The sequence below is a fragment of the Nitrosospira sp. Nsp14 genome (assembly GCF_900113575.1).
GTDB lineage: Bacteria > Pseudomonadota > Gammaproteobacteria > Burkholderiales > Nitrosomonadaceae > Nitrosospira.
On record NZ_FOPV01000011.1, the window covers coordinates 22,843 to 43,398 of the forward strand.

16 protein-coding genes are annotated in these 20,556 nt (G+C 54.2%); 6 read left to right on the forward strand and 10 right to left on the reverse strand.

Annotation, left to right across the window (positions count from 1 at the left end; genetic code table 11):
- Window positions 1–48: 48 nt before the first annotated feature.
- Window positions 49–1,377: a phosphate regulon sensor histidine kinase PhoR gene (phoR, locus tag BM022_RS08580; RefSeq protein ID WP_091138523.1), complete on the forward strand. Its 1,329-nt coding sequence runs from the start codon at window positions 49–51 to the stop codon at window positions 1,375–1,377.
- 66 nt (window positions 1,378–1,443) lie between these two features.
- Window positions 1,444–2,001, forward strand: a complete 558-nt coding sequence (locus tag BM022_RS08585; RefSeq protein ID WP_091138525.1) for an NUDIX domain-containing protein — start codon at window positions 1,444–1,446, stop codon at window positions 1,999–2,001.
- 144 nt (window positions 2,002–2,145) lie between these two features.
- Here the strand turns inward: BM022_RS08585 and dnaJ are convergent, their stop codons facing one another.
- From dnaJ to purB, 4 genes are all read right to left on the reverse strand, one after another.
- A complete protein-coding gene (gene dnaJ / locus BM022_RS08590) occupies window positions 2,146–3,249 on the reverse strand; it encodes a molecular chaperone DnaJ (RefSeq protein ID WP_091138526.1) in 1,104 nt (367 codons plus the stop codon).
- A gap of 182 nt (window positions 3,250–3,431) precedes the next feature.
- Window positions 3,432–5,378 (reverse strand): molecular chaperone DnaK, encoded by a 1,947-nt coding sequence (dnaK, locus tag BM022_RS08595; RefSeq protein ID WP_091138528.1) that lies wholly within the window; start codon window positions 5,376–5,378, stop codon window positions 3,432–3,434.
- A gap of 86 nt (window positions 5,379–5,464) precedes the next feature.
- Window positions 5,465–6,049, reverse strand: a complete 585-nt coding sequence (gene grpE, locus BM022_RS08600; RefSeq protein WP_091138529.1) for a nucleotide exchange factor GrpE — start codon at window positions 6,047–6,049, stop codon at window positions 5,465–5,467.
- A gap of 260 nt (window positions 6,050–6,309) precedes the next feature.
- On the reverse strand, window positions 6,310–7,695 hold the full coding sequence (gene purB, locus BM022_RS08605; protein ID WP_091138531.1) for an adenylosuccinate lyase: 1,386 nt from the start codon (window positions 7,693–7,695) through the stop codon (window positions 6,310–6,312).
- Between the two features lie 275 nt (window positions 7,696–7,970).
- Between purB and BM022_RS08610 the strand changes: the two genes are divergently transcribed.
- On the forward strand, window positions 7,971–8,579 hold the full coding sequence (locus BM022_RS08610; RefSeq protein WP_091138533.1) for a glutathione S-transferase: 609 nt from the start codon (window positions 7,971–7,973) through the stop codon (window positions 8,577–8,579).
- Window positions 8,580–8,738: 159 nt separating this feature from the next.
- Here BM022_RS08610 and mnmA read toward each other — a convergent pair whose 3' ends face one another.
- From mnmA to BM022_RS08625, 3 genes are all read right to left on the reverse strand, one after another.
- Window positions 8,739–9,824, reverse strand: coding sequence for a tRNA 2-thiouridine(34) synthase MnmA (gene mnmA / locus BM022_RS08615; RefSeq protein ID WP_091138534.1), 1,086 nt, complete (start codon window positions 9,822–9,824; stop codon window positions 8,739–8,741).
- Window positions 9,825–9,913: 89 nt separating this feature from the next.
- Complete coding sequence (locus BM022_RS08620) at window positions 9,914–10,360, reverse strand: NUDIX hydrolase (protein ID WP_091138536.1); 447 nt, start codon at window positions 10,358–10,360, stop codon at window positions 9,914–9,916.
- A gap of 326 nt (window positions 10,361–10,686) precedes the next feature.
- On the reverse strand, window positions 10,687–12,126 hold the full coding sequence (locus tag BM022_RS08625) for a calcium-binding protein (protein WP_091138537.1): 1,440 nt from the start codon (window positions 12,124–12,126) through the stop codon (window positions 10,687–10,689).
- A gap of 605 nt (window positions 12,127–12,731) precedes the next feature.
- On the opposite strand from BM022_RS08625, the gene icd reads away from it, so the two are divergent.
- Window positions 12,732–13,979: an NADP-dependent isocitrate dehydrogenase gene (gene icd / locus BM022_RS08630; protein WP_091138539.1), complete on the forward strand. Its 1,248-nt coding sequence runs from the start codon at window positions 12,732–12,734 to the stop codon at window positions 13,977–13,979.
- Window positions 13,980–14,340: 361 nt separating this feature from the next.
- Here icd and BM022_RS08635 read toward each other — a convergent pair whose 3' ends face one another.
- On the reverse strand, window positions 14,341–14,544 hold the full coding sequence (locus tag BM022_RS08635) for a cold-shock protein (RefSeq protein ID WP_004174375.1): 204 nt from the start codon (window positions 14,542–14,544) through the stop codon (window positions 14,341–14,343).
- Between the two features lie 306 nt (window positions 14,545–14,850).
- Here BM022_RS08635 and clpS point away from each other — a divergent pair, with 306 nt between their 5' ends.
- On the forward strand, window positions 14,851–15,159 hold the full coding sequence (gene clpS / locus BM022_RS08640) for an ATP-dependent Clp protease adapter ClpS (RefSeq protein WP_091138652.1): 309 nt from the start codon (window positions 14,851–14,853) through the stop codon (window positions 15,157–15,159).
- Between the two features lie 2 nt (window positions 15,160–15,161).
- On the forward strand, window positions 15,162–17,420 hold the full coding sequence (gene clpA / locus BM022_RS08645) for an ATP-dependent Clp protease ATP-binding subunit ClpA (RefSeq protein ID WP_091138541.1): 2,259 nt from the start codon (window positions 15,162–15,164) through the stop codon (window positions 17,418–17,420).
- Between the two features lie 94 nt (window positions 17,421–17,514).
- Here the strand turns inward: clpA and BM022_RS08650 are convergent, their stop codons facing one another.
- Entirely contained in the window at window positions 17,515–17,736 is a 222-nt protein-coding gene (locus tag BM022_RS08650; RefSeq protein WP_091138542.1) for a dodecin family protein, read from the reverse strand.
- A gap of 229 nt (window positions 17,737–17,965) precedes the next feature.
- On the reverse strand, window positions 17,966–20,536 hold the full coding sequence (cphA, locus tag BM022_RS08655; RefSeq protein ID WP_091138544.1) for a cyanophycin synthetase: 2,571 nt from the start codon (window positions 20,534–20,536) through the stop codon (window positions 17,966–17,968).
- Window positions 20,537–20,556 lie beyond the last annotated feature (20 nt).

Sequence of the window (20,556 nt, forward strand, 5' to 3'; positions counted from 1 at the left end):
GACAACATAGGTGAGCAATGATCCAGTTTTACTCTTCCCACTAACTCCGTGGCCGGCTTCTGGGAGCATGTAGCGAACGTTGTCCTGATTTCTGTTGTAACAGGAATGCTCCTCGCGACGCTGGGCACTACCGTCACACTGGCAATCTACGTCGCGGCGCTGCTCGTGCTGCTCGCTCGAGACCGGCGTTATCTTACTATCCTGGACCAGTGGCTTCGGACCGAGGGATCTATATTACCGAATGCTTCGGGTAAATGGGGAGACGTATTCGCGCGTCAGATGCGCCTCGTGCGCGAGCAAAGCCGCAGCTACCAGCACATCAGTTCAGCACTTGAGCGCCTGCAGCGCGCCACCTCCGCCATGCCGGAGGGTGTGGTCATTCTGGATGAGATGGACCACATCGAATGGTGCAATCCCATAGCGGAAAAGCATCTTGGGATAAGCTCCAGCACCGATACAGGGCAGCATATCACCCATCTGGTGCGCCACACTCAATTCGCCGAATATCTCGCGGCCCAGAATTACGCCGAGCCTGTGGTCGTAAAGCAACCTCGACATCAGGGGCTGATCCTTTCCCTGCAATTCGTCCCTTATGGCGATAAGCAGAAACTGCTGCTCAGCCGTGACGTCACACAATTGGAAAGAGTGCAAACCATGCGCCAGGATTTTGTCGCCAACGTTTCGCACGAACTTCGCACCCCCCTGACCGTGATCGGCGGATTTCTGGAAACCCTGGAGGATCAGGGCCAATCCGATCCGGAAACATTCAAGTGGGCACTGGGTCTCATGACAGACCAGACCAAGCGCATGCAGAATCTGGTGCAGGATTTGTTAACGCTCTCGAGGCTGGAGGATACGCAAAACCTTATTCGCGGTGAGCGGGTGGATGTTCCCGCCATGCTTCGCAAACTCTATGATGAAGCGCGCTCCCTTAGCTCGGGTCGGCACCGCATCAGCCTGAGTCTCGATACCGGCACCCAACTGCTCGGCAGCACGGATGAGCTAAGGAGCGCTTTCACCAACCTCATCAGTAACGCGATACGCTATACGCCGGAAAACGGCAATATAAATTTGAACTGGACCATTCGCGATGGACAGGCTGTCTTCTCCGTACAGGACAACGGCATAGGGGTCGAACCCGAACATATCTCGCGTCTCACAGAACGATTTTATCGGGTGGACCGGGGGCGGTCGCGTGAAACCGGCGGCACCGGTCTGGGACTGGCCATCGTCAAGCACGTGCTGAGTTGCCACCAGGCAAAGCTCGAGATCGCCAGCGAGCCCGGCAAGGGAAGCTGCTTCAGCGCCTTGTTTCCCGCCATCCGGCTCGTCACGCCTGAAGGCGATCATGCGTGTACAATATTGACGAATCTTTGAGCAGTCTCTGAGGCGGGGACGTGTTCACCCACATGCGCATCCCTGTAAACCATCGGGACCATCTTAATGCCCAAGCACTCGCTAGACCTCACCGAAACCACTGTCAGCAGCCGCAACGTATATGACGGCGAGCTTCTGCACGTGCGTGCGGACCGTGCCCGTCTACCCGACGGCAAGGTAGCGGTGCGTGAATACATCACGCATCCCGGGGCAGTAGTGATCATACCATTGCTCGACAATGGCGAACTTGTGCTGGAGCGGCAACACCGCTATCCCCTGCATCGGGATTTTTATGAACTGCCGGCGGGGAAAATTGATCGCGGAGAAGATCCGTTGCAGTGCGCGCAACGCGAGTTGCTGGAAGAAACCGGCTATATCGCGAAAAAGTGGCGTTACGTCACAACCCTGCACCCGTGCATCGGTTATTCAGATGAAAAATTGATATATTACCTGGCGGAAGAGCTTACCTTTACGACTGCCAGCCTGGATGACGGCGAGCATCTCGAGGTATTTACCTTGACGTTGGCAGCGGCACTGGATTGGGTAAAGACCGGGAAGATTACGGACAATAAAACGGTTTCGGGTCTATTCTGGGCGGATAAAGTGCTGGGCGGCGAGTGGTAATACATCGGTATTGAAAGGGCCGCCGTGTCGTGCCCAGCGCCCGCTCTCGCGGTACTTTATGCCAGGCATTGTCCCAGCCCGCCTATTCTGACAGATTGCATACGGTCGACTGCGGATAGGATGAGTCCCCCTCCGTCGAAAAAGTTATTCGGCAAAAAATTCCCGCACTTTATCCATCCATGACTTCGCACGCGGATTGTGCCGTGAGCGGTCTTCCTGGTTAAGCGCTTCCAGTTCCTGCAACAAGTCTTTTTGACGCGACGTAAGTTTGACCGGGGTCTCGACTACCACGTGGCATAAGAGGTCGCCTGGAGCGGTACTCCGTACGCCTTTAATTCCCTTGCCGCGCAATCGAAAAATTTTCCCGCTTTGGGTTTCAGCGGGAATTCTGATTTTGGCATGACCTTCAAGGGTAGGTATCTCGATTTCGCCACCCAGCGCGGCGGTAGTAAAACTGATGGGCATTTCACAGTGCAGGTCATTGTGATCCCGCTGAAAGACTTGGTGGGGCGCGAGCTGAATAACCACATAGAGATCTCCCGGCGGACCATTGTTGACTCCCGCCTCCCCTTCTCCAGTCAAACGGATACGGTCTCCCTCATCCACGCCGGCCGGGATCTTCACAGACAGCGTTTTGTGATGCTTGACGCGCCCGGTTCCCCCACAGGTATGGCAAGGACTGGAAATGAACTTGCCACTACCGTGGCATTTGGGGCAAGTTTGCTGAATCGAGAAAAAGCCCTGCTGCATTCTTACCTGGCCATGCCCGTTACAGGTAGGGCAGGTGATGGGTGAAGTCCCAGCCTTGGCACCGTTGCCATGGCACGTGCCGCATACATCCATGGTCGGAATCCGAATCTTGGTCTCGGTTCCCCTTGCGGCGTGTTCCAGCGAAATTTCGAGGTTATAGCGTAAATCTGCCCCGCGATACACATTGCCGTGCCCGCGCCCCCCGAAAAGGTCGCCAAATATATCGCCGAAGGCGTCGGCAAATCCCTGGGCGTTCGCTCCCCCCATGCTTGCATCTACGCCCGCATGTCCGTGCTGGTCGTATGCAGCTCGCTTTTTGGGCTCTGACAGTATCTCGTAAGCTTCCTTGGCCTCCTTGAAGTGTTCTTCCGCTTTAGGATTATCCGGATTACGGTCAGGATGAAACTTCATTGCCAGCTTGCGATAGGCCTTTTTGATCTCATCTTCGCTGCTGTCGCGGTTAACGCCCAGCACATCATAGTAATCGCGTTTACTCATATCGTTTTCTTGTATTCGGCAGGCGCAGCGCAACCTCCGCGCTGACTGCTCCGGGGATTCCAATAAATATCGAAATGCAGGAAGCGGACACGGTGAAACCTCTAAAAAGTCCGGGAAAACTGACCAGAGGTTTCGCTATCGTTTCCGCATCTCTGCACCTCGATGTCTGACGCTTGTTTCTCTTATTTCTTGTTTTTTACTTCCTCAAACTCGGCATCCACGACTTCGCCTTCAACCGGTTTCTCGCCACCGCCGTGAGGGGCGGATTCCGCCCCGGGCTGGCCGTGTGCCTGCTGAGCCTGCTGGGGCTGCTCTTGCGAATACATCTTCTCAGCCAGCTTATGCGAGGCCTCGGCCAGTGCCTGAGTCTTGGCCTCGATGGTATCCTTGTCGCCTGACTTCAGCGCTTCTTCCGCGTCTTTCAGCGCGGCTTCTATCTTGGCTTTTTCATCGCCATCCAGTTTGTCGCCGTGTTCTTTCAATGTTTTTTGAACCGAATGTATCATGGCATCACATTGGTTGCGGGCGGTGACCAGCTCCATCGCCTTGTGATCCTCCTCGGCGTGTGCCTCGGCATCCTTGACCATGCGCTGCACCTCTTCCTCGGACAAACCAGAGCTTGCCTGGATTTTGATCTTGTTCTCCTTACCCGTCGCCTTGTCCTTGGCAGAGACATGCAATATGCCGTTCGAATCTATATCAAATGTAACCTCGATTTGCGGCATGCCACGCGGAGCCGGCGGGATATCGCTCAAATTGAACTGCCCCAGACTCTTGTTGCCCGATGCCATTTCGCGCTCCCCTTGCAGCACATGGATGGTGACGGCGGTCTGGCTGTCGTCGGCGGTGGAAAACACCTGCTGCGCCTTTGTCGGGATGGTGGTGTTTTTCTGAATCAACTTGGTCATGACTCCGCCAAGGGTTTCGATACCCAGAGACAATGGCGTCACATCCAATAACAGCACGTCCTTCACCGCGCCCTGCAATACGCCGCCCTGAATGGCAGCGCCGACCGCCACCGCTTCGTCCGGATTGACATCCCTGCGGGCGTCTTTGCCAAAAATTTCCCTGACTTTATCCAGCACCTTGGGCATGCGCGTCTGGCCACCGACCAGAATGACATCGTCAATATCGGAAATCTTGATCCCGGCATCCTTGATCGCAATGCGGCATGGCTCCGCGGTACGCTCGATCAAATTCTCCACCAGGCTTTCAAGCTTGGCGCGGGTGATTCTCACGGCGAGGTGTTTGGGGCCCGAGGCATCAGCGGTAATATACGGCAGGTTGACTTCGGTCTGCTGGCTTGAGGAAAGCTCGATCTTGGCTTTTTCCGCCGCATCTTTTAGACGTTGGAGCGCGAGCATGTCTTTTTTAAGATCGATGCTGGTTTCCTTTTTGAATTCATCCACAAGATATTCGATGACGCGCGCATCGAAGTCCTCGCCCCCGAGGAATGTGTCCCCATTGGTAGCCAAAACTTCGAACTGGTGTTCGCCTTCGACTTCAGCGATTTCGATAATGGAAATATCGAAGGTGCCGCCACCAAGATCGTATACTGCGATTTTGCGGTCGCCCTCTTTCTTATCCATGCCAAAAGCCAAAGCCGCGGCGGTGGGCTCGTTGATGATACGCTTGACCTCCAGCCCGGCGATGCGTCCCGCATCCTTCGTCGCCTGGCGCTGCGAATCATTGAAATAGGCTGGAACGGTAATAACAGCTTCGGTTACCGTCTCACCCAGGTAATCCTCCGCCGTTTTTTTCATTTTAATGAGCACCTGCGCGGAAACTTCCGGGGGGGCGATTTTCTTACCGCGGACTTCTACCCAGGCATCGTTATTGTCGGCCCGGACGATATTGTAGGGCACCATTTTGATGTCCTTTTGCACCATCTCCTCATCAAAGCGGCGCCCAATCAGGCGCTTTATCGCGAACAGCGTGTTCTTGGGGTTGGTTACAGCCTGGCGTTTGGCGGCGGCGCCGACCAGTATCTCACCATCTTCCGTGTAGGCGACAATGGAAGGGGTTGTACGCGCTCCCTCGGAGTTTTCTATTACCTTGGGCTTGCCATTCTCCATGACAGCCACACAAGAGTTTGTGGTGCCAAGGTCAATACCGATAATTTTTGCCATGATTTATCCTTGTGTAATTAAGTCTGAATATCCGTGTGCGCGAGGTATGTCTGTTGAACAAAGAAATGGGGATCGAGCTCTGAATTTCAAGCTTCTTTAGCCTTCGAAACTGACACCATCGCCGGTCGGATAACGCGGTCGTTCAAAATGTAGCCTTTCTGCATCACCTGGACCACGGTATTGGGGGGAAGATCAGAGTCTACTGTGCACATGGCCTGATGCAGATGCGGGTCGAATTTGGCCCCTAGGGGAGGATTGATCTGCTTGAGATTGAACTTTTCGAAAGCTGAGATGAGTTGCCTAAGCGTGAGATCCATGCCGCTTTTGAAGCTCTCCACGGATGCATTCTCCACGGCCAAGGCCGCTTCCAGACTATCCATGACCGAGAGCAGCTCGGTAGAGAACTTCTCGATAGCATATTTATGGGCGTTTGCGATATCGATCTGGGCGCGTTTCCGGATATTCTCCGCATCTGCTTTTGCGCGCAGCCATGCATCGTGATGCTCTTCCGCGTCGAGCTCGGCTTTTTTCAGCATTTGTTCGAGACTCGGTACTGTTTCCACCGCCTGTTCCCCGGGTTTATTCTCGCTGGCGTTTGCTTCCGGCGCGGCGCCCCCACTCGGGGTTGAGGTCAGTTCGGGTCGATCTGGTTGCGGCTCTTCGTTTGTCATGGTTTTCCTCCTGATTTCTGGTTCCTGCGGAATCTCTGAACAACGTGCTTTCGGGGACATGTGCTGGGGACGACCTTTAGCCCTGATATCAAAATTTAGAGGCGCACGACGTTTGCACGGTGCGCCAGCAAAGCGCGGATCCCCAGGGTGGCGAACTTACCCGTAGACATATTCAGCGATCCGTGCCATATCGGGACGGTTCTTCGGATTTCAAGACTAAAAAATCGCCGGCGCGGAAAACCCTCGCGCAGGTTATGAAATTACTGGCTTTCCGCCCCGAGCTTTCTGCTCAACGCAACCGCCGCACCGAGATAGTTCTGCGGTGTCAGCGCACGCAAGCGGTTTTTTTCTTCTTCGGGAAGATCGAGACGGTCGATGAACTTATGCAGCGTATCTCTCGTAATGCCGTCCCTGCCGCGTGTCAACTCCTTCAATTGCTCATACGAATCTGGGATGCAGTAACGCCGCATAACGGTCTGGATGGGCTCAGCCAGGACTTCCCAGGCATTTTCCAAGTCGCGTTCCAGTCGTTCCCGGTTGAGTTCCAGCTTGGCAAGTCCCCTGCTGCACGATTCGTATGCTAGCAGGGTATGCCCCAGCGCAACCCCCATATTGCGCAGTACGGTCGAATCCGTCAGGTCCCGCTGCCACCGCGACACGGGCAGTTTTTCACTGAAATGCCGCAGCAAGACATTGGCAATACCGAGATTTCCCTCGGAGTTTTCAAAATCGATCGGATTGACCTTGTGCGGCATGGTTGATGAACCAATTTCATCTTTTTGCGTTTTTTGCTTGAAATACGCCAGGGATATATACCCCCAGATATCGCGGTTGAAATCGAGCAAGATGGTATTAATGCGCGCATAGGCGTCGAATAGCTCAGCCATGGCATCGTGCGGCTCGATCTGAGTCGTGTAGGGATTGAACTTCAAGCCGAGTTTTTCGACAAAATCCTGCGCCAACCTTTCCCAATCATATGCCGGATACGCAGCCAGATGAGCATTATAATTTCCGACGGCTCCATTTATTTTTCCAAGAACGGGTACTGCGGCAAGTTTTTCCCGCGCTTGTGATAACCGATAAGCGAAGTTGGCAATTTCTTTACCGGACGTCGTCGGGCTAGCGGGTTGCCCATGAGTACGGGCAAGCATGGGCACGTCGGCCATTTCTTGCGCCATTCGGACAAGTTTGCTGATGATCTTGTCCAGCATTGGCAACATCACCCGGTCGCGGCTGTGCAACAGCATCAATCCGTGGGAAAGATTGTTGATGTCTTCGGAGGTGCAAGCAAAATGAATGAATTGCGCGTTTCGCATGAACTCGGCATTCCGTGCAAAGCGTTCGCGCAACCAGTATTCCACCGCCTTGACGTCATGATTGGTCCGGCCTTCGATGAGTTTGACCTCTTCCGCGTCGGCCTCGGTAAAGTTTGCTGCCATGCTGTCGAGTTCGGTAACAGAAGCAGGAGACAGCGGCTGAATGTCGACAATATGTCTATCTTGGCTCAGCGCTTTAAACCACTCTATTTCTAAATGGACGCGATAGCGGATCAGCGCAAATTCGCTGAAATAGGGCCTCAAGGCCGACACTTTGGCACCGTATCGCCCATCGAGGGGCGAGAGGGCGGTGAGGAAGGACGAATTCATATTTGGCTCTGGTTTGATGGATGACCTTGGCAGTATCCCCAATAAGGCGCGTCCGTGATCAGAAATGCCGCAAGCATCTTTAGATCTGGTATTTTACCATAGCTGCTGGATGCGACGCCTCAACTGAGCCCCTGGAGCAGCGGGGGGCGAGGAAAAGTGTTTGCCAGCGATACATACGCGAGACTTATCCGGATATTCCCGGAAACCGCCGTACTATGCACTGGCATAGGGAAAGCCGATATAATGCCGCCTGACAATTTCTTCAAAGGCTGGCCATGAAGCTTATCGGATCGCTCACGAGCCCTTACGTGCGCAAGGCGCGCATTGTTCTGGCTGAAAAGCATATTGGTTACAATTTTGAACTGGAAATGCCCTGGAACACGGATACGAACGTGCCAGACTACAATCCGCTCGGCAAGGTCCCGGTACTGGTGATGGATGACGGTACCAGTCTGTTCGATTCGAGGGTCATCGTCGAATACCTGGACAATATCAACCCGGTGTCCCGCCTCATTCCCGAATCCAACCGGCGCCGGATCATGGTAAAGCGCTGGGAGGCCTTGTCCGATGGCATCTGCGACGCCGCTGCCGCCATATTCCTTGAACGCAGGCGCCCTGAAACGCAGCAAAGCGAGGAGTGGATTTCGCGCCAGCAAAGTAAAGTGACGGGGGGCCTGGAAGCCGCTGCCCACGAATTGGCTGACAAAAAATGGTGCGACGGGAATGTCTATACGTTGGCTGACATTGCGCTGGGCTGCGCGCTTGGCTACCTGGCCTTTCGATTTCCTGAGATTGAATGGCGCACGAATTTCCCGAATCTTGCCGACCTCTCCGACAGACTGGAAAAACGAACGCCCTTTCTAGAAACCGCTCCCCGAGCCTAAGAACAATAATAGCCAGTTATTAGACGCCGAGTCCGATCACTGAAACAGCTCACCGAGGCAGGGGCGAGCCCATCGATCGCTGGCGAACGAACGTGAACTTGCCGCAGCCCATCGATCGCTGGCGAACGAACGTGAACTTGCCGCAGCCCATCGAATGCGCTAATACTCATCGTTAATCACTCCCCCTCCAAGACACACCTTGCTCTCATAAACCACTACGGATTGCCCCGGCGCCACAGCCCACTGCGGCTGGGCGAATTCGATCCTGCATTTGCTTTGGTCGAGTTGCGTAATGGCGCAAGGTGCATCAGCTTGGCGATAACGAATCTTGGCGGCATAGACCCAGTTGCGATGAGGCGGGCGCCCACTGATCCATGTGATGTCGTTGGCGGTAAGCGAGGGCTTGAATAGATCGGGATGGTCGTGACCCTGTACCACGATCAGTATATTCTGCGCCACATCCTTATCTGTTACGTACCAGGGCTCACCGTCTCCCTCCCTCGTCCCGCCGATGCCCAACCCCTGCCGCTGGCCAATCGTGTAGTACATCAGACCGGCGTGCTTGCCCACCACATTGCCGGCAGGGGTGCGGATGTCCCCTGGCTCATTCGGCAGATAACGGCCGAGAAATTCCCGGAAAGGCCGCTCCCCGATGAAACAGATTCCAGTGCTGTCCTTCTTCGAAAAGTTTGGCAAGCCGTAATCTTTTGCTATCTTGCGAACGTCGCGCTTGTAGAGATGCCCGATGGGAAACAAGGTTCTGGACAGTTGGGTCTGACTCAAACGGTAGAGGAAGTAGCTCTGATCCTTGTTGCCATCCTCGCCCTTCAATAATTCAAAGAGGCCGTTTCTCTGACGCACCTGGGCATAATGTCCGGTGGCGATGTGGTCGGCGCCCAGCCCAGCTGCGTGCTGGAGAAACGCCTTGAACTTGATTTCCGCGTTACAAAGCACATCCGGGTTTGGCGTCCGCCCGGCTTTGTATTCAGAGAGAAACTGGCTGAATACACGCTCCTTGTACTCCGACGAGAAATTCACGGCTTCCAGGGGAATACCAATAATATCCGCCACCGATGCAGCATCGATCAAATCCTGTCGGGATGAGCAATATTCGTCGGTATCGTCATCTTCCCAATTTTTCATGAAAAGACCGACGATATCGTAACCTTCTTGCTTTAACAGCAACGCCGCAACGGATGAATCGACGCCGCCCGACATGCCGACCACCACGCGTCCCTTGCTCATTGGTCAGCTAAAAGATTGTGGTAATTCATGTTGCCCTGATGAAGATGCACGCCGCAACAGGTGGAAAACGAGCCCGGCGCCAGTACTTTTCAATTGTAATGAACCAAAATGTCGAGAGAACAGCGCTTACCGGCTAGATAATCGTCGATACATCTCATCACGAGAGGGCTCCGATGGCAATAAGCCATCTCGCGGATTTCGTCCACGCCGAACCATCCCGTGCGCAATATTCCTATGTCAAGCGGGCGGCCCGGATCATGATCCGTGACTGAACCGGCAAACGCAAATCGGAGAAACGTCGTATTGTCAGCGGCAGAATGCCAGCGATAAATGCCAAGCAGCCATTGCGGGGCGAAAGTGTAACCTGTTTCCTCAAGCGTTTCCCGAACCGCGGCGTCGATGATTGATTCATCCGGCTCCAGATGGCCCGCCGGCTGGTTGAACAGTATGCCGTTGCAGGTTTGTTCCTCGACCAGCAAGTATTTCCCCTCCTGTTCTATCACGGCCGCAACGGTGACGTTGGGTTTCCAAATCATGTTAACTTCAAGTACTCCTCAATTTAGGGTAAGCACACAGAAAGCTCGTCGTGCGCCGCGTTTTCATCGGCCAGCGCAAGCGCCCGCAGCGCCCTTCGGAGTCTGCGGAACGCGCACCGTTCCTGCAAACGCCCGTTAGCGAGCGTCGAATTTTACTTGAAAACCAGCAGGAACATGTGATGAGGGAAGTGCTCGGTTAGTCACGGAATAAGGATGAGCTAGGGACGAGCTGGGTTATTCGCATGGCAACCCTCGTTGAGGAACTCGTGGCTTGCTCATCCTGGCCCTGAAGAAAGGTCAGCATGAGCAGGCACACTATGCATGGCTCATGCAATCACGTCCAGCGCGATGCTGAAGGGTGCGGCGCCGACCAACGCTACTTGAAGATCCCCTCCGCCAATTACATCGGCGGTTAATATGCCGCCAGCAAACGTCAGCTGGGCTGCGCCAAAAGCCTGATTACCGATCAGGAACGCATTTGCATCGATGGTAGAAAGATCGATCTTGTCACCGTCCCCTCCGGCTCCGCTGAAGCCAGTAACAATGTCTCTGAACGCACCAAGGGGGCTCTCGGTAACCAGGTTAAAGTCAATCCTGTCGGCACCATTGCCGCCTTCCATGACATCCATGCCTAAACCCCCGGTGAGCACATCATTGCCATCGTCGCCAAAGATGATATCAGCCCCCGAACCACCGTTGAGCGAGTCCGCGCCATTCCCTCCGATTATGATATCGTTTCCATCTCCGCCGCTTAGGCCGTCGTTTCCGTTTCCGCCATTGAGCGTATCGTTGCCGGCAAGACCACTAACCGTGTCGTTACCATCCCGGCCGGAGAGTATGTTGTTGCCACTGTTGCCAGTGATGACATTGTTGAGGGTGTTGCCAGTCCCGTTTATTGGACTTCCGCCCGTCAGAGTAAGGTTCTCGATGGTCGCGCCGAGCGCATAGCTGATGCTGCTCTGCACCGTGTCGATCCCCCCGCTGAGAAGAACAAGATTGGGATCGTTAACGACATCGCCCACGTCGTCCACTATATACGTGTCGTTGCCTAAGCCGCCATTCATTGTATCCGCGCCGGGGCCGCCATTTAACGTGTCGTTGCCATTTCCACCATTAAGGACATCGTTACCCGCGGAGCCATTGAGAACGTCATTACCGTCCCCACCGTTGAGTGTGTCGTTGCCGAGCCCGCCATTGAGGGTGTCGTTTCCACCCAGACCGGAGAGTACGTTATTGCTGCCGTTGCCATTGATGATATTGTTGAGCGCATTTCCAGTTCCGTTGATGGCGCCGAAACCTGTTAAGGTGAGGTTTTCGATGGTCGAGCCCAGGATATAGCTGATGCTACTTTCCACGGTATCGATCCCACCGCTGATGGGAGGCAGGGGAAACGGCTGCAAAATGTTGGGATCGTTGACGACGTCCGCAGCACTATTGACGACGTATGTATCGTTACCGAGCCCGCCATTCATTGTATCGGACCCAAGACCGCCGTTGAGCCGATCGTTGCCAGTTCCACCATTTAGGGTATCGTTTCCACCATTCCCATTGAGAATGTCGTCTCCCGCGCCTCCATTGAGGGTGTCATTCGTGCCGAGGGCGTTGAGGATATCGTTACCGGCGAGGCCGTTAATTGTATCCGGTTGATCCAGAAAAGGAAAAAAGGGAGAGGGATCTACAACACCTGACAAGGCAGGGCGAAACACGAAGGGGACCCCATTTACCGTATTGTTGTCATTAAAATTGGTGCCATTGATGATAGCCATGATTTAATTCTCCTTAATGGATTGTTTGAGCATAACAAGGGTGAGACGCCAGCTCTTTTTTATTGCCGCTGTCGGACCAGCAAGTCCATCTGCCCCTACATCCCCCTCCGTGGGGCCCGCGGCAAACTTCTTTTTCTATTTTTATGTATAGACGGGTTCGCGTTAAAATCAAGACCATAAAATCGAAATGGTTATAGTAAGAGAAGGATCTTCAAAAGGCTTCTGCGGAGTATGGGTAAGAAAAGCACCTGCACGGCCAGAAAGGACGCAAAGCAAGCCGGCAGACTGCTGCGTAGGCTCATATAGCGTTTATTGAATGGAAGTTCGAACTCGGTGTCTGCAGAGTCTTCAACCGGCAAACGTGAGTATTGGGTGTTGTCCCGCGATAAAGAGTTGGGTGATCTTAAAGAAGAAAGCTCACGCGCCTCAAGCGCCTCAAGGCCGCAAGCTCGATGGCAAATCAACGCTACTAACGCTTCGTATCAAAACACGGATAAAATAAGGGGTTTTGAAACCGCCTTCGCTTATTAAGAAACGGCTGCACTCAATCCTGCCGCTGCATCGTATACGGCGCTCCCGGCACTACCATAATCCTTGGAGACATCATGTATCAGCACATTAGCCCGCCATCGGTAGGCACGAAGATTCGTGTAAACGCAGATTTTTCTTTGAGCGTGCCGGATAACCCCGTTATTCCATACATCGAGGGTGACGGAATCGGCGTGGACATCACTCCGGTGATGACACGCGTTGTTGATGCAGCGATTAGTCGAGCCTATCGAGGAAAGCGCAAGATTTCCTGGATGGAAATATACGCAGGCGAGAAGTCCACCCAGATTTACGGTCAAGATGTATGGCTACCGGATGAGACTCTGCAAGCCGCCAGAGAGTATGTCGTCTCGATCAAGGGTCCACTCACCACGCCGGTGGGTGGCGGTATTCGCTCTATTAACGTTGCGCTGCGGCAGGAACTGGACTTATACGTGTGCCTGCGTCCTGTTCGGTATTTCCAAGGGGTTCCCAGTCCGGTAAAAAACCCTGAGAAAACAAATATGGTAATTTTCCGGGAGAACTCGGAGGACATCTATGCAGGCATTGAGTGGGAAGCCGGGTCCGAGAATGTGAGAAAGGTCATCAATTTTTTAATGACCGACATGGGTGTCACCAAGATTCGCTTCCCGCAAACATCGGGGATAGGAATCAAGCCCGTCTCCCGGGAGGGCACGGAACGCCTGGTGCGCAAGGCGATACAGTACGCTATCGATAATGGTCGCCGTTCCGTAACACTGGTGCACAAAGGCAATATCATGAAATTTACCGAGGGCGCCTTCAAAAACTGGGGGTATGAACTTGCCGCGAGAGAATTCGGCGCCACCCCCCTTGATGGAGGGCCATGGATGAAGTTGCCCGGCGACAAGGGAGGGATAATTATCAAGGACGTGATTGCTGACGCCTTCCTGCAACAGATTTTGTTGCGGCCGGAAGAATATGATGTAATCGCCACACTGAATCTGAACGGTGACTACATTTCAGATGCGTTGGCAGCGCAGGTGGGCGGAATAGGCATTGCCCCCGGAGCAAACTTGAGCGATTCCGTCGCCATGTTCGAGGCCACCCATGGCACAGCGCCTAAATACGCAGGCAAAGATCAGGTCAATCCGGGCTCCATCATTCTCTCCGCCGAGATGATGTTGCGTCACATAGGCTGGACTGAAGCAGCAGATCTGGTTATTGCGGCGATGGAAAAAACAATTCAGGATAAGATTGTTACCTACGATTTCGCGCGCCAAATGGCGGACGCGCGGAAAGTCTCTTGTTCTGCGTTCGGGCAGGCGCTGATCGAGCGGATGTAACCTTTGCACAAGGCTTCATATTCAGGCCAGAGGGTCAATGGCAAGACCGCGACGGAGGTGTTGCTATCGACCAAGATTTAACATCTGACGCGCGCAACGCGGGGGGAGAATCAGGAGAGATTAAAAAAAAGCGGGCGCGGCGGGGATGCAGATAAATCCCCGCGAGAGTTCGAATGATGCGGATCGTTCTACCTTACAGAAGCACTGGTTCTAGAAGCGCTGGTTCTGCGGAAAACTTGCTTATGAGCTGCTACGATCCGTGGGTGAAAAACCCCCTGCCGGACTGACCGGCAAGGAGTCTCGCATTATTCTGTGATTGATTACAAACCGGTTGCGGCTTTGCCACACCAGCATGAAACCATTAAGCAGACTGAATATTTGATGCTTGTTTACCCTTCGGTCCCTGCGTCACTTCAAAGGAAACTTTTTGACCTTCCTTGAGCGTTTTGAACCCGGACATATTGATTGCGGAGAAGTGAGCGAACAGATCTTCGCTGCCATCATCCGGAGTGATAAAACCGAAACCCTTTGAGTCGTTGAACCATTTTACTGTACCAGTTGCCATTTTTGCTTCCTATAAAAAAACGGGCCGGAAACCCGAACACTGTTTGAGTTTCAAGACCGCAAACGGCTGTAACCGGTACTGCAGAGAACTTGAAGCCAAACGCCAAGAGTTGTTTTACGCAAAACCGATGTTCAAGTCAAGTACTCGTTGCACTTTTTTTACGCAACTACGACAGAATAGAATAATTTTCTCAAGGTACTTGAATATTTCGCCGCAATCATCAAATATTAGAAACATACACCAGTAGAGCGCGATTTGTTCCGTTATATTTTCTCACTCGAACTGATGCTTTTTGAGACTAGAAGCATGGCAACCGGAAATCAAGGAGATGTTGTACTGGAGGCGGAAAAGAGTAAACTCAAGCCGCCACCAATGTTTAAGGTAATATTGCTGAACGATGATTACACGCCGATGGATTTCGTGGTGGCTGTGTTGCAAAACTTTTTTTCTAAGAATCGCGAACAGGCAACGCAAATCATGCTCAAAGTCCATATGGATGGGGCGGGGGTGTGTGGAGTATATCCCAACGATGTGGCGTCTACGAAAGTTGCACAAGTGGTCACATTTGCGAGACAGCATCAACATCCGCTAAGGTGCGTGATGGAGGAGACCTGAAAATGATTGCGCAAGAATTAGAAGTCAGCTTACATATGGCGTTCGTAGAATCGCGGCAGAAACGCCACGAATTCATAACGGTAGAGCATCTGTTGCTGGCAATGCTCGACAATCCCACCGCTGCTGAGGTACTTCGCGCCTGCTCCGTAGATATAGAAGATTTACGCCGACTGCTGACCGAACATGTTACCGAGAATACCCCGACCGTGGGCGGCACTGGAGAAGTCGATACCCAGCCCACGTTGGGATTTCAGCGTGTCATTCAGCGTGCGATTCTGCATGTTCAATCTTCCGGTAAGAAAGAGGTTACCGGCGCCAATGTACTGGTTGCCATATTCGGAGAAAAAGATTCCCACGCGGTTTATTTTCTTCATCAGAAGGGCGTAACCCGGCTGGATGTGGTTAATTATATTTCGCACGGCATCAGCAAAGTGCCTCAAGGCAGTACGTCGAAATCGGAAAGCGAGGGCGATACCGAGCAGGAGCTTGGCACGGGTGGCGCGCTGGAAAGTTACGCGGTAAACCTCAATTCGCTGGCAATCGCGGGCAAGATAGACCCGCTGATTGGGCGTGAAAAGGAATTGGAGCGCCTGATACAGACGCTTTGCCGGCGGCGGAAGAATAATCCCCTCCTGGTCGGTGAGGCGGGAGTAGGCAAAACTGCGATAGCCGAAGGGTTGGCACGGCGAATAATTGAAAACGACGTTCCCGATGTTCTCGCGCGCCACCAAGTATACGCCCTCGATATGGGCGCGCTGCTGGCGGGAACGAAATACCGGGGTGATTTCGAGCAACGCCTGAAAGCAGTGCTGAAGCAGCTGCTCGACAGTTCCAACGCAATCCTTTTCATTGATGAGATTCACACCCTCATTGGTGCCGGCGCGGCTTCGGGGGGTACGCTGGATGCATCCAATTTGCTGAAACCAATACTTAATACCGGCCAGCTCAAATGCATCGGCGCAACCACCTATAGCGAATACCGCGGTATCTTTGAAAAGGACCATGCATTATCGCGGCGTTTTCAGAAAATCGATGTGCTTGAGCCAAGTGTAGATGAAACCGTGGCTATATTGCGTGGCCTGAAGGGGCGCTACGAGGCCCATCATGGCGTCAAATATACTGCGATTGCACTTACCACCGCAGCGGAGCTATCGGCACGCTTCATTAATGACCGGCATTTGCCAGACAAGGCGATAGATGTGATCGACGAAGCTGGCGCCGCACAGCGTGTTCTGCCCAAATCAAAGCAGCGCAAGGTCATCAGCAAGCATGAGATCGAGGGCATCATCGCCAAGATCGCGCGCATCCCCGCACAAAATGTCTCCAGTGATGACCGGAATACGTTGAAAACGCTGGACCGTGACTTGAAAGCCGTGGTGTTTGGTCAGGATAAGGCCATCAACGCGCTGACAGCGGCGATCAAGATGGCGCGGAGTGGGTTGGGCAATCCGCAGAAACCCGTCGGGTCGTTCCTTTTCTCGGGCCCCACCGGCGTAGGGAAAACGGAGGTGGCGCGGCAGCTTGCTTATGCATTAGGCATCCATCTCCACCGCTTCGACATGTCCGAATACATGGAGCGGCATGCGGTTTCACGTCTGATTGGCGCCCCGCCGGGATATGTCGGTTTTGACCAGGGCGGCCTGCTCACAGAAGCCATCATAAAACAACCCTATTCGGTGCTGCTGCTGGATGAAATCGAGAAGGCTCATCCTGATATTTACAATATCCTTTTGCAGGTGATGGATCACGGCACATTGACGGACAACAATGGCCGCAAGGCCGACTTCCGCAACGTTGTAATCATCATGACTACCAATGCGGGCGCCGAATCGCTTTCAAAGGCCACCATCGGATTCACGACCTCGGCGCAGGCGGGAGACGAGATGGCCGAAATCAAGCGGATGTTCACCCCCGAATTCAGGAATCGGCTGGACGCGATCATCTCGTTCGCACCCCTGAATACGGACGTGATCCTGCGAGTTGTGGACAAGTTCCTGATGCAACTCGAAGCGCAGTTGCATGACAAGAAAGTGGAGGCGGCCTTTACCGATGCGCTGAGGGAATACCTCGCCCGCAATGGCGTCGATCCTCTCATGGGCGCTCGCCCCATGGCCAGACTCATTCAGGATACCATTCGTAGCGCGCTGGCGGATGAACTGCTGTTTGGCCGTCTCGCCAATGGCGGCAGGGTGACCGTCGACATCGACGCGGAAAACAAAGTCAAGCTTCAGTTTGAAGAAGAGGCGGAGGCTGCTGTATAGCAAGTGTTTGATGACCCAACAAGGTCAGGGGCAAGAAAAAAGGGCGCTATCTGCGCCTTTTTTCTTGCCCAGCCATCCCTATTCCTGATTCTACTTACCGATCCTTGGCTTCGTACTTGAACGACAGGTTAACCCTGGCGCGGTATGCCGCCACCTCGCCATCTTCAATTACCATATCCAGTTTTACTATTTCCGCAACCCGCAGGTCCCTTAGCGTCTCGGATGCCGTTTCGACAGCATTCTTGGCCGCATCTTCCCAGGATGTCTTGCTGGTTCCGATTATTTCCGTAACTCGATAAACGCTATCTCCGGCCATAACTTTCCTCCTTATTCTCAAATAACGAGCATGTCAAAATAAGTAGTCAGCGAGCAATCCGGCTCGTCCCTTAATCCGCCGCCTCTCAGTTTATGGCTAGCTCCGGCAAATTGCAATTATGCGAGAGAATAGGCAGCGATCCCCTGGCTTCGTTCGGGTCAACCGAAGTGCGTGGGAAGCTCCAAAGAGTGATACGGACAAAGACGTTCATAATCGGACGCCCGTAGGATCAGCCCGCGGTTACCCTCTGACGGATATAGCCAAGCGCTGCCTCGACCTGATCGATGAGAATAAGACACAACTCCCCGGCTTTTAAGTTAGCGAAAGCAGCATCGATAGCGACAAACTCACCCCGGATTTCCTTGACGTCGCGCGCTCGTTTGGCCTTTTCCAGGCCCTGCCGCAGCAGGCCAAGCACTTCCCCATCTGCGCGGCCACGCTGGCATTTATCCTGATAAAGCACTACCTCGTCGAAAGCATCGCCAAGGATTTCAGTTTGCTGACGGATGTCCTCGTCGCGACGGTCGCCGGCGCCACTGATCACCACCGAACGCCGCTTCGCCGGTATGCTATCGATGGCGTGAACCAGCGCTCGGATCGCATCCACGTTGTGACCATAGTCGGCAATCAATGTCGCGCCACGATGACTGAAGAGATTGAAGCGTCCCGGTGCGGTTTGCGTATCGCTGACAAAATTCGCCAATCCGGCACGGATAGTTTCCCAATCCAAGCCAAGCCCCCACCCGGCGCCCACTGCCGCCATGGCGTTTTCGATCTGGAATGCTATGGTCCCATTTTGCGTAAGCGGAATGGCTGCGACCGGCACGCGATGTTCAACCCCGTCTTCTGCAGCCACAATCCACTCGCCCTCCAGGTAGATCACGCGCTTGCGTTGCGCGCGATGTTTCATGATCACTGGATTATTGGGATCGCGAGCGAAGAAAGTGACCGAGCCCCGGCAATGTGAGGCCATACCCACTACCAGCGGGTCAGCGGCGTTGAGCACGACGACGCCGACGCCGGGCGTCACATTCTGCACTACAATGCGTTTCACTGCAGTCAGATCTTCTACCGTATTGATGTTCGAAAGACCGAGGTGATCCCCCCTGCCGATATTAGTCACCACGGCGACATGGCAACGGTCGAAACCCAGCCCTTCGCGCAACAGTCCGCCCCGCGCCGTCTCAAACACCGCGGCATCGACATCGGGGTGAAGAAGAACCTTTTTTGCGCTCTTGGGACCGCTGCAATCGCCGATGTCGATGCGCTTGCCCTCGATATAAACACCGTCGGTACTCGTCATGCCGACACGCAACCCCTGGTAGTTGAGGATACTGGCGATAAGGCGAACCGTAGTCGTCTTGCCATTGGTTCCGGTGACCGCCACGACCGGGATTCGACCGTCATCACCGGGTTTGAACACGTTCGAAATAATTGCCTCCCCCACCCCGCGACCTTGCCCGAACGAAGGCTGCAAGTGCATGCGAAGGCCGGGAGCCGCATTAATCTCGATGATGGCCCCGTGCCCCTCGAGTGGGCTCGATACGCTATCGCAGACCACGTCCACGCCGCATATGTCCAGGCCAACGAGTTGCGCAGCCATTTCGACACGGGCGGCCAGCTCGGGATGAACATCATCCGTAACGTCCGTGGCTGTACCACCGGTTGAAAGGTTGGCATTATTACGCAGGGAAACGCGTGCTCCTTTCGCCGGAACGCACTCTGCCGTCAGCCCGTGTGCGGCCAGATGGGAAAGAGCAATCTCGTCGAAGTGCACTTTCGTCAACGCGTGGGAATGTCCCTCTCCGCGCCTGGGATCGCCATTGAGCTGCGCCACCAATTCCCGGATACTGTGCAGGCCGTCGCCAATCACCGTCGGCGGATCGCGTCGCGCAGCGGCAACCAGTTTATTGCCAACTACCAGCATGCGGTAGTCGCCTCCCGGGATATATCGCTCAACCAAAACTTCGCCACTGATCTCCGCCGCCACAGAGTATGCAGCCTCAATTTGTGCACGGCCGGCAAGATTCACGCCCACTCCCCGGCCCTGGTTGCCATCACGCGGCTTCACAACTACCGTCCCGCCTATCTCGCAGGCGGCAGCCCACGCGTCCGCCGCATTTGCCACCGGTCTGCCGGTAGCGACGGGGATACCCGCAGCGCTCAAGAGAGACCTGGTCAACTCCTTGTCCTGCGCAATTGATTCCGCGATAGCGCCGGTAAAGCTGGTTTCGGCGGCCTGGATGCGGCGCTGTTTGCTTCCCCAGCCGAACTGAACCATGCTGCCATCGGTAAGTCGGCGGAATGGAATGCCGCGAACGACGGCAGCATTCACAATCGCGCGCGTACTCGGCCCCAGGCGTATTTCTTCGTTCAGTTCGCGTAACTGTTTCACTGCATCGGCAAGGTCGAAAGGAGTGTCTACTGCTGCCGCATGGCACAGCGCCTGCGCGAATTCAAGGGCAAGCCGACCCACCGCTTCTTCACTATACTCTACAACCACCTGATAGGTGCCGGGCTCCAGCGTCTGGGTCGTCTTACTGAATTCCACCAGGCACCCAGCCTGTATTTGTAAGCCCAGCGTGACGCGCTCCAGCGCGTGCGCCATAGTTACGCGCCCATACTGACCAGCAGCGTGGAACGGATCCAGATCAGGAAAGCGGGTACGCAACCGTATTGCAAAATCGGGAATTTCGCTGGTGAGATACTCCGCATCATTGCAGGATACCATCGCTTCGATCGCCGTCTTGCGACTCCATAAATTGGGGCCGCGCAGTGCGCGAATACGGGATACTTTCATCAATAGTTCTCCTTGTTTCT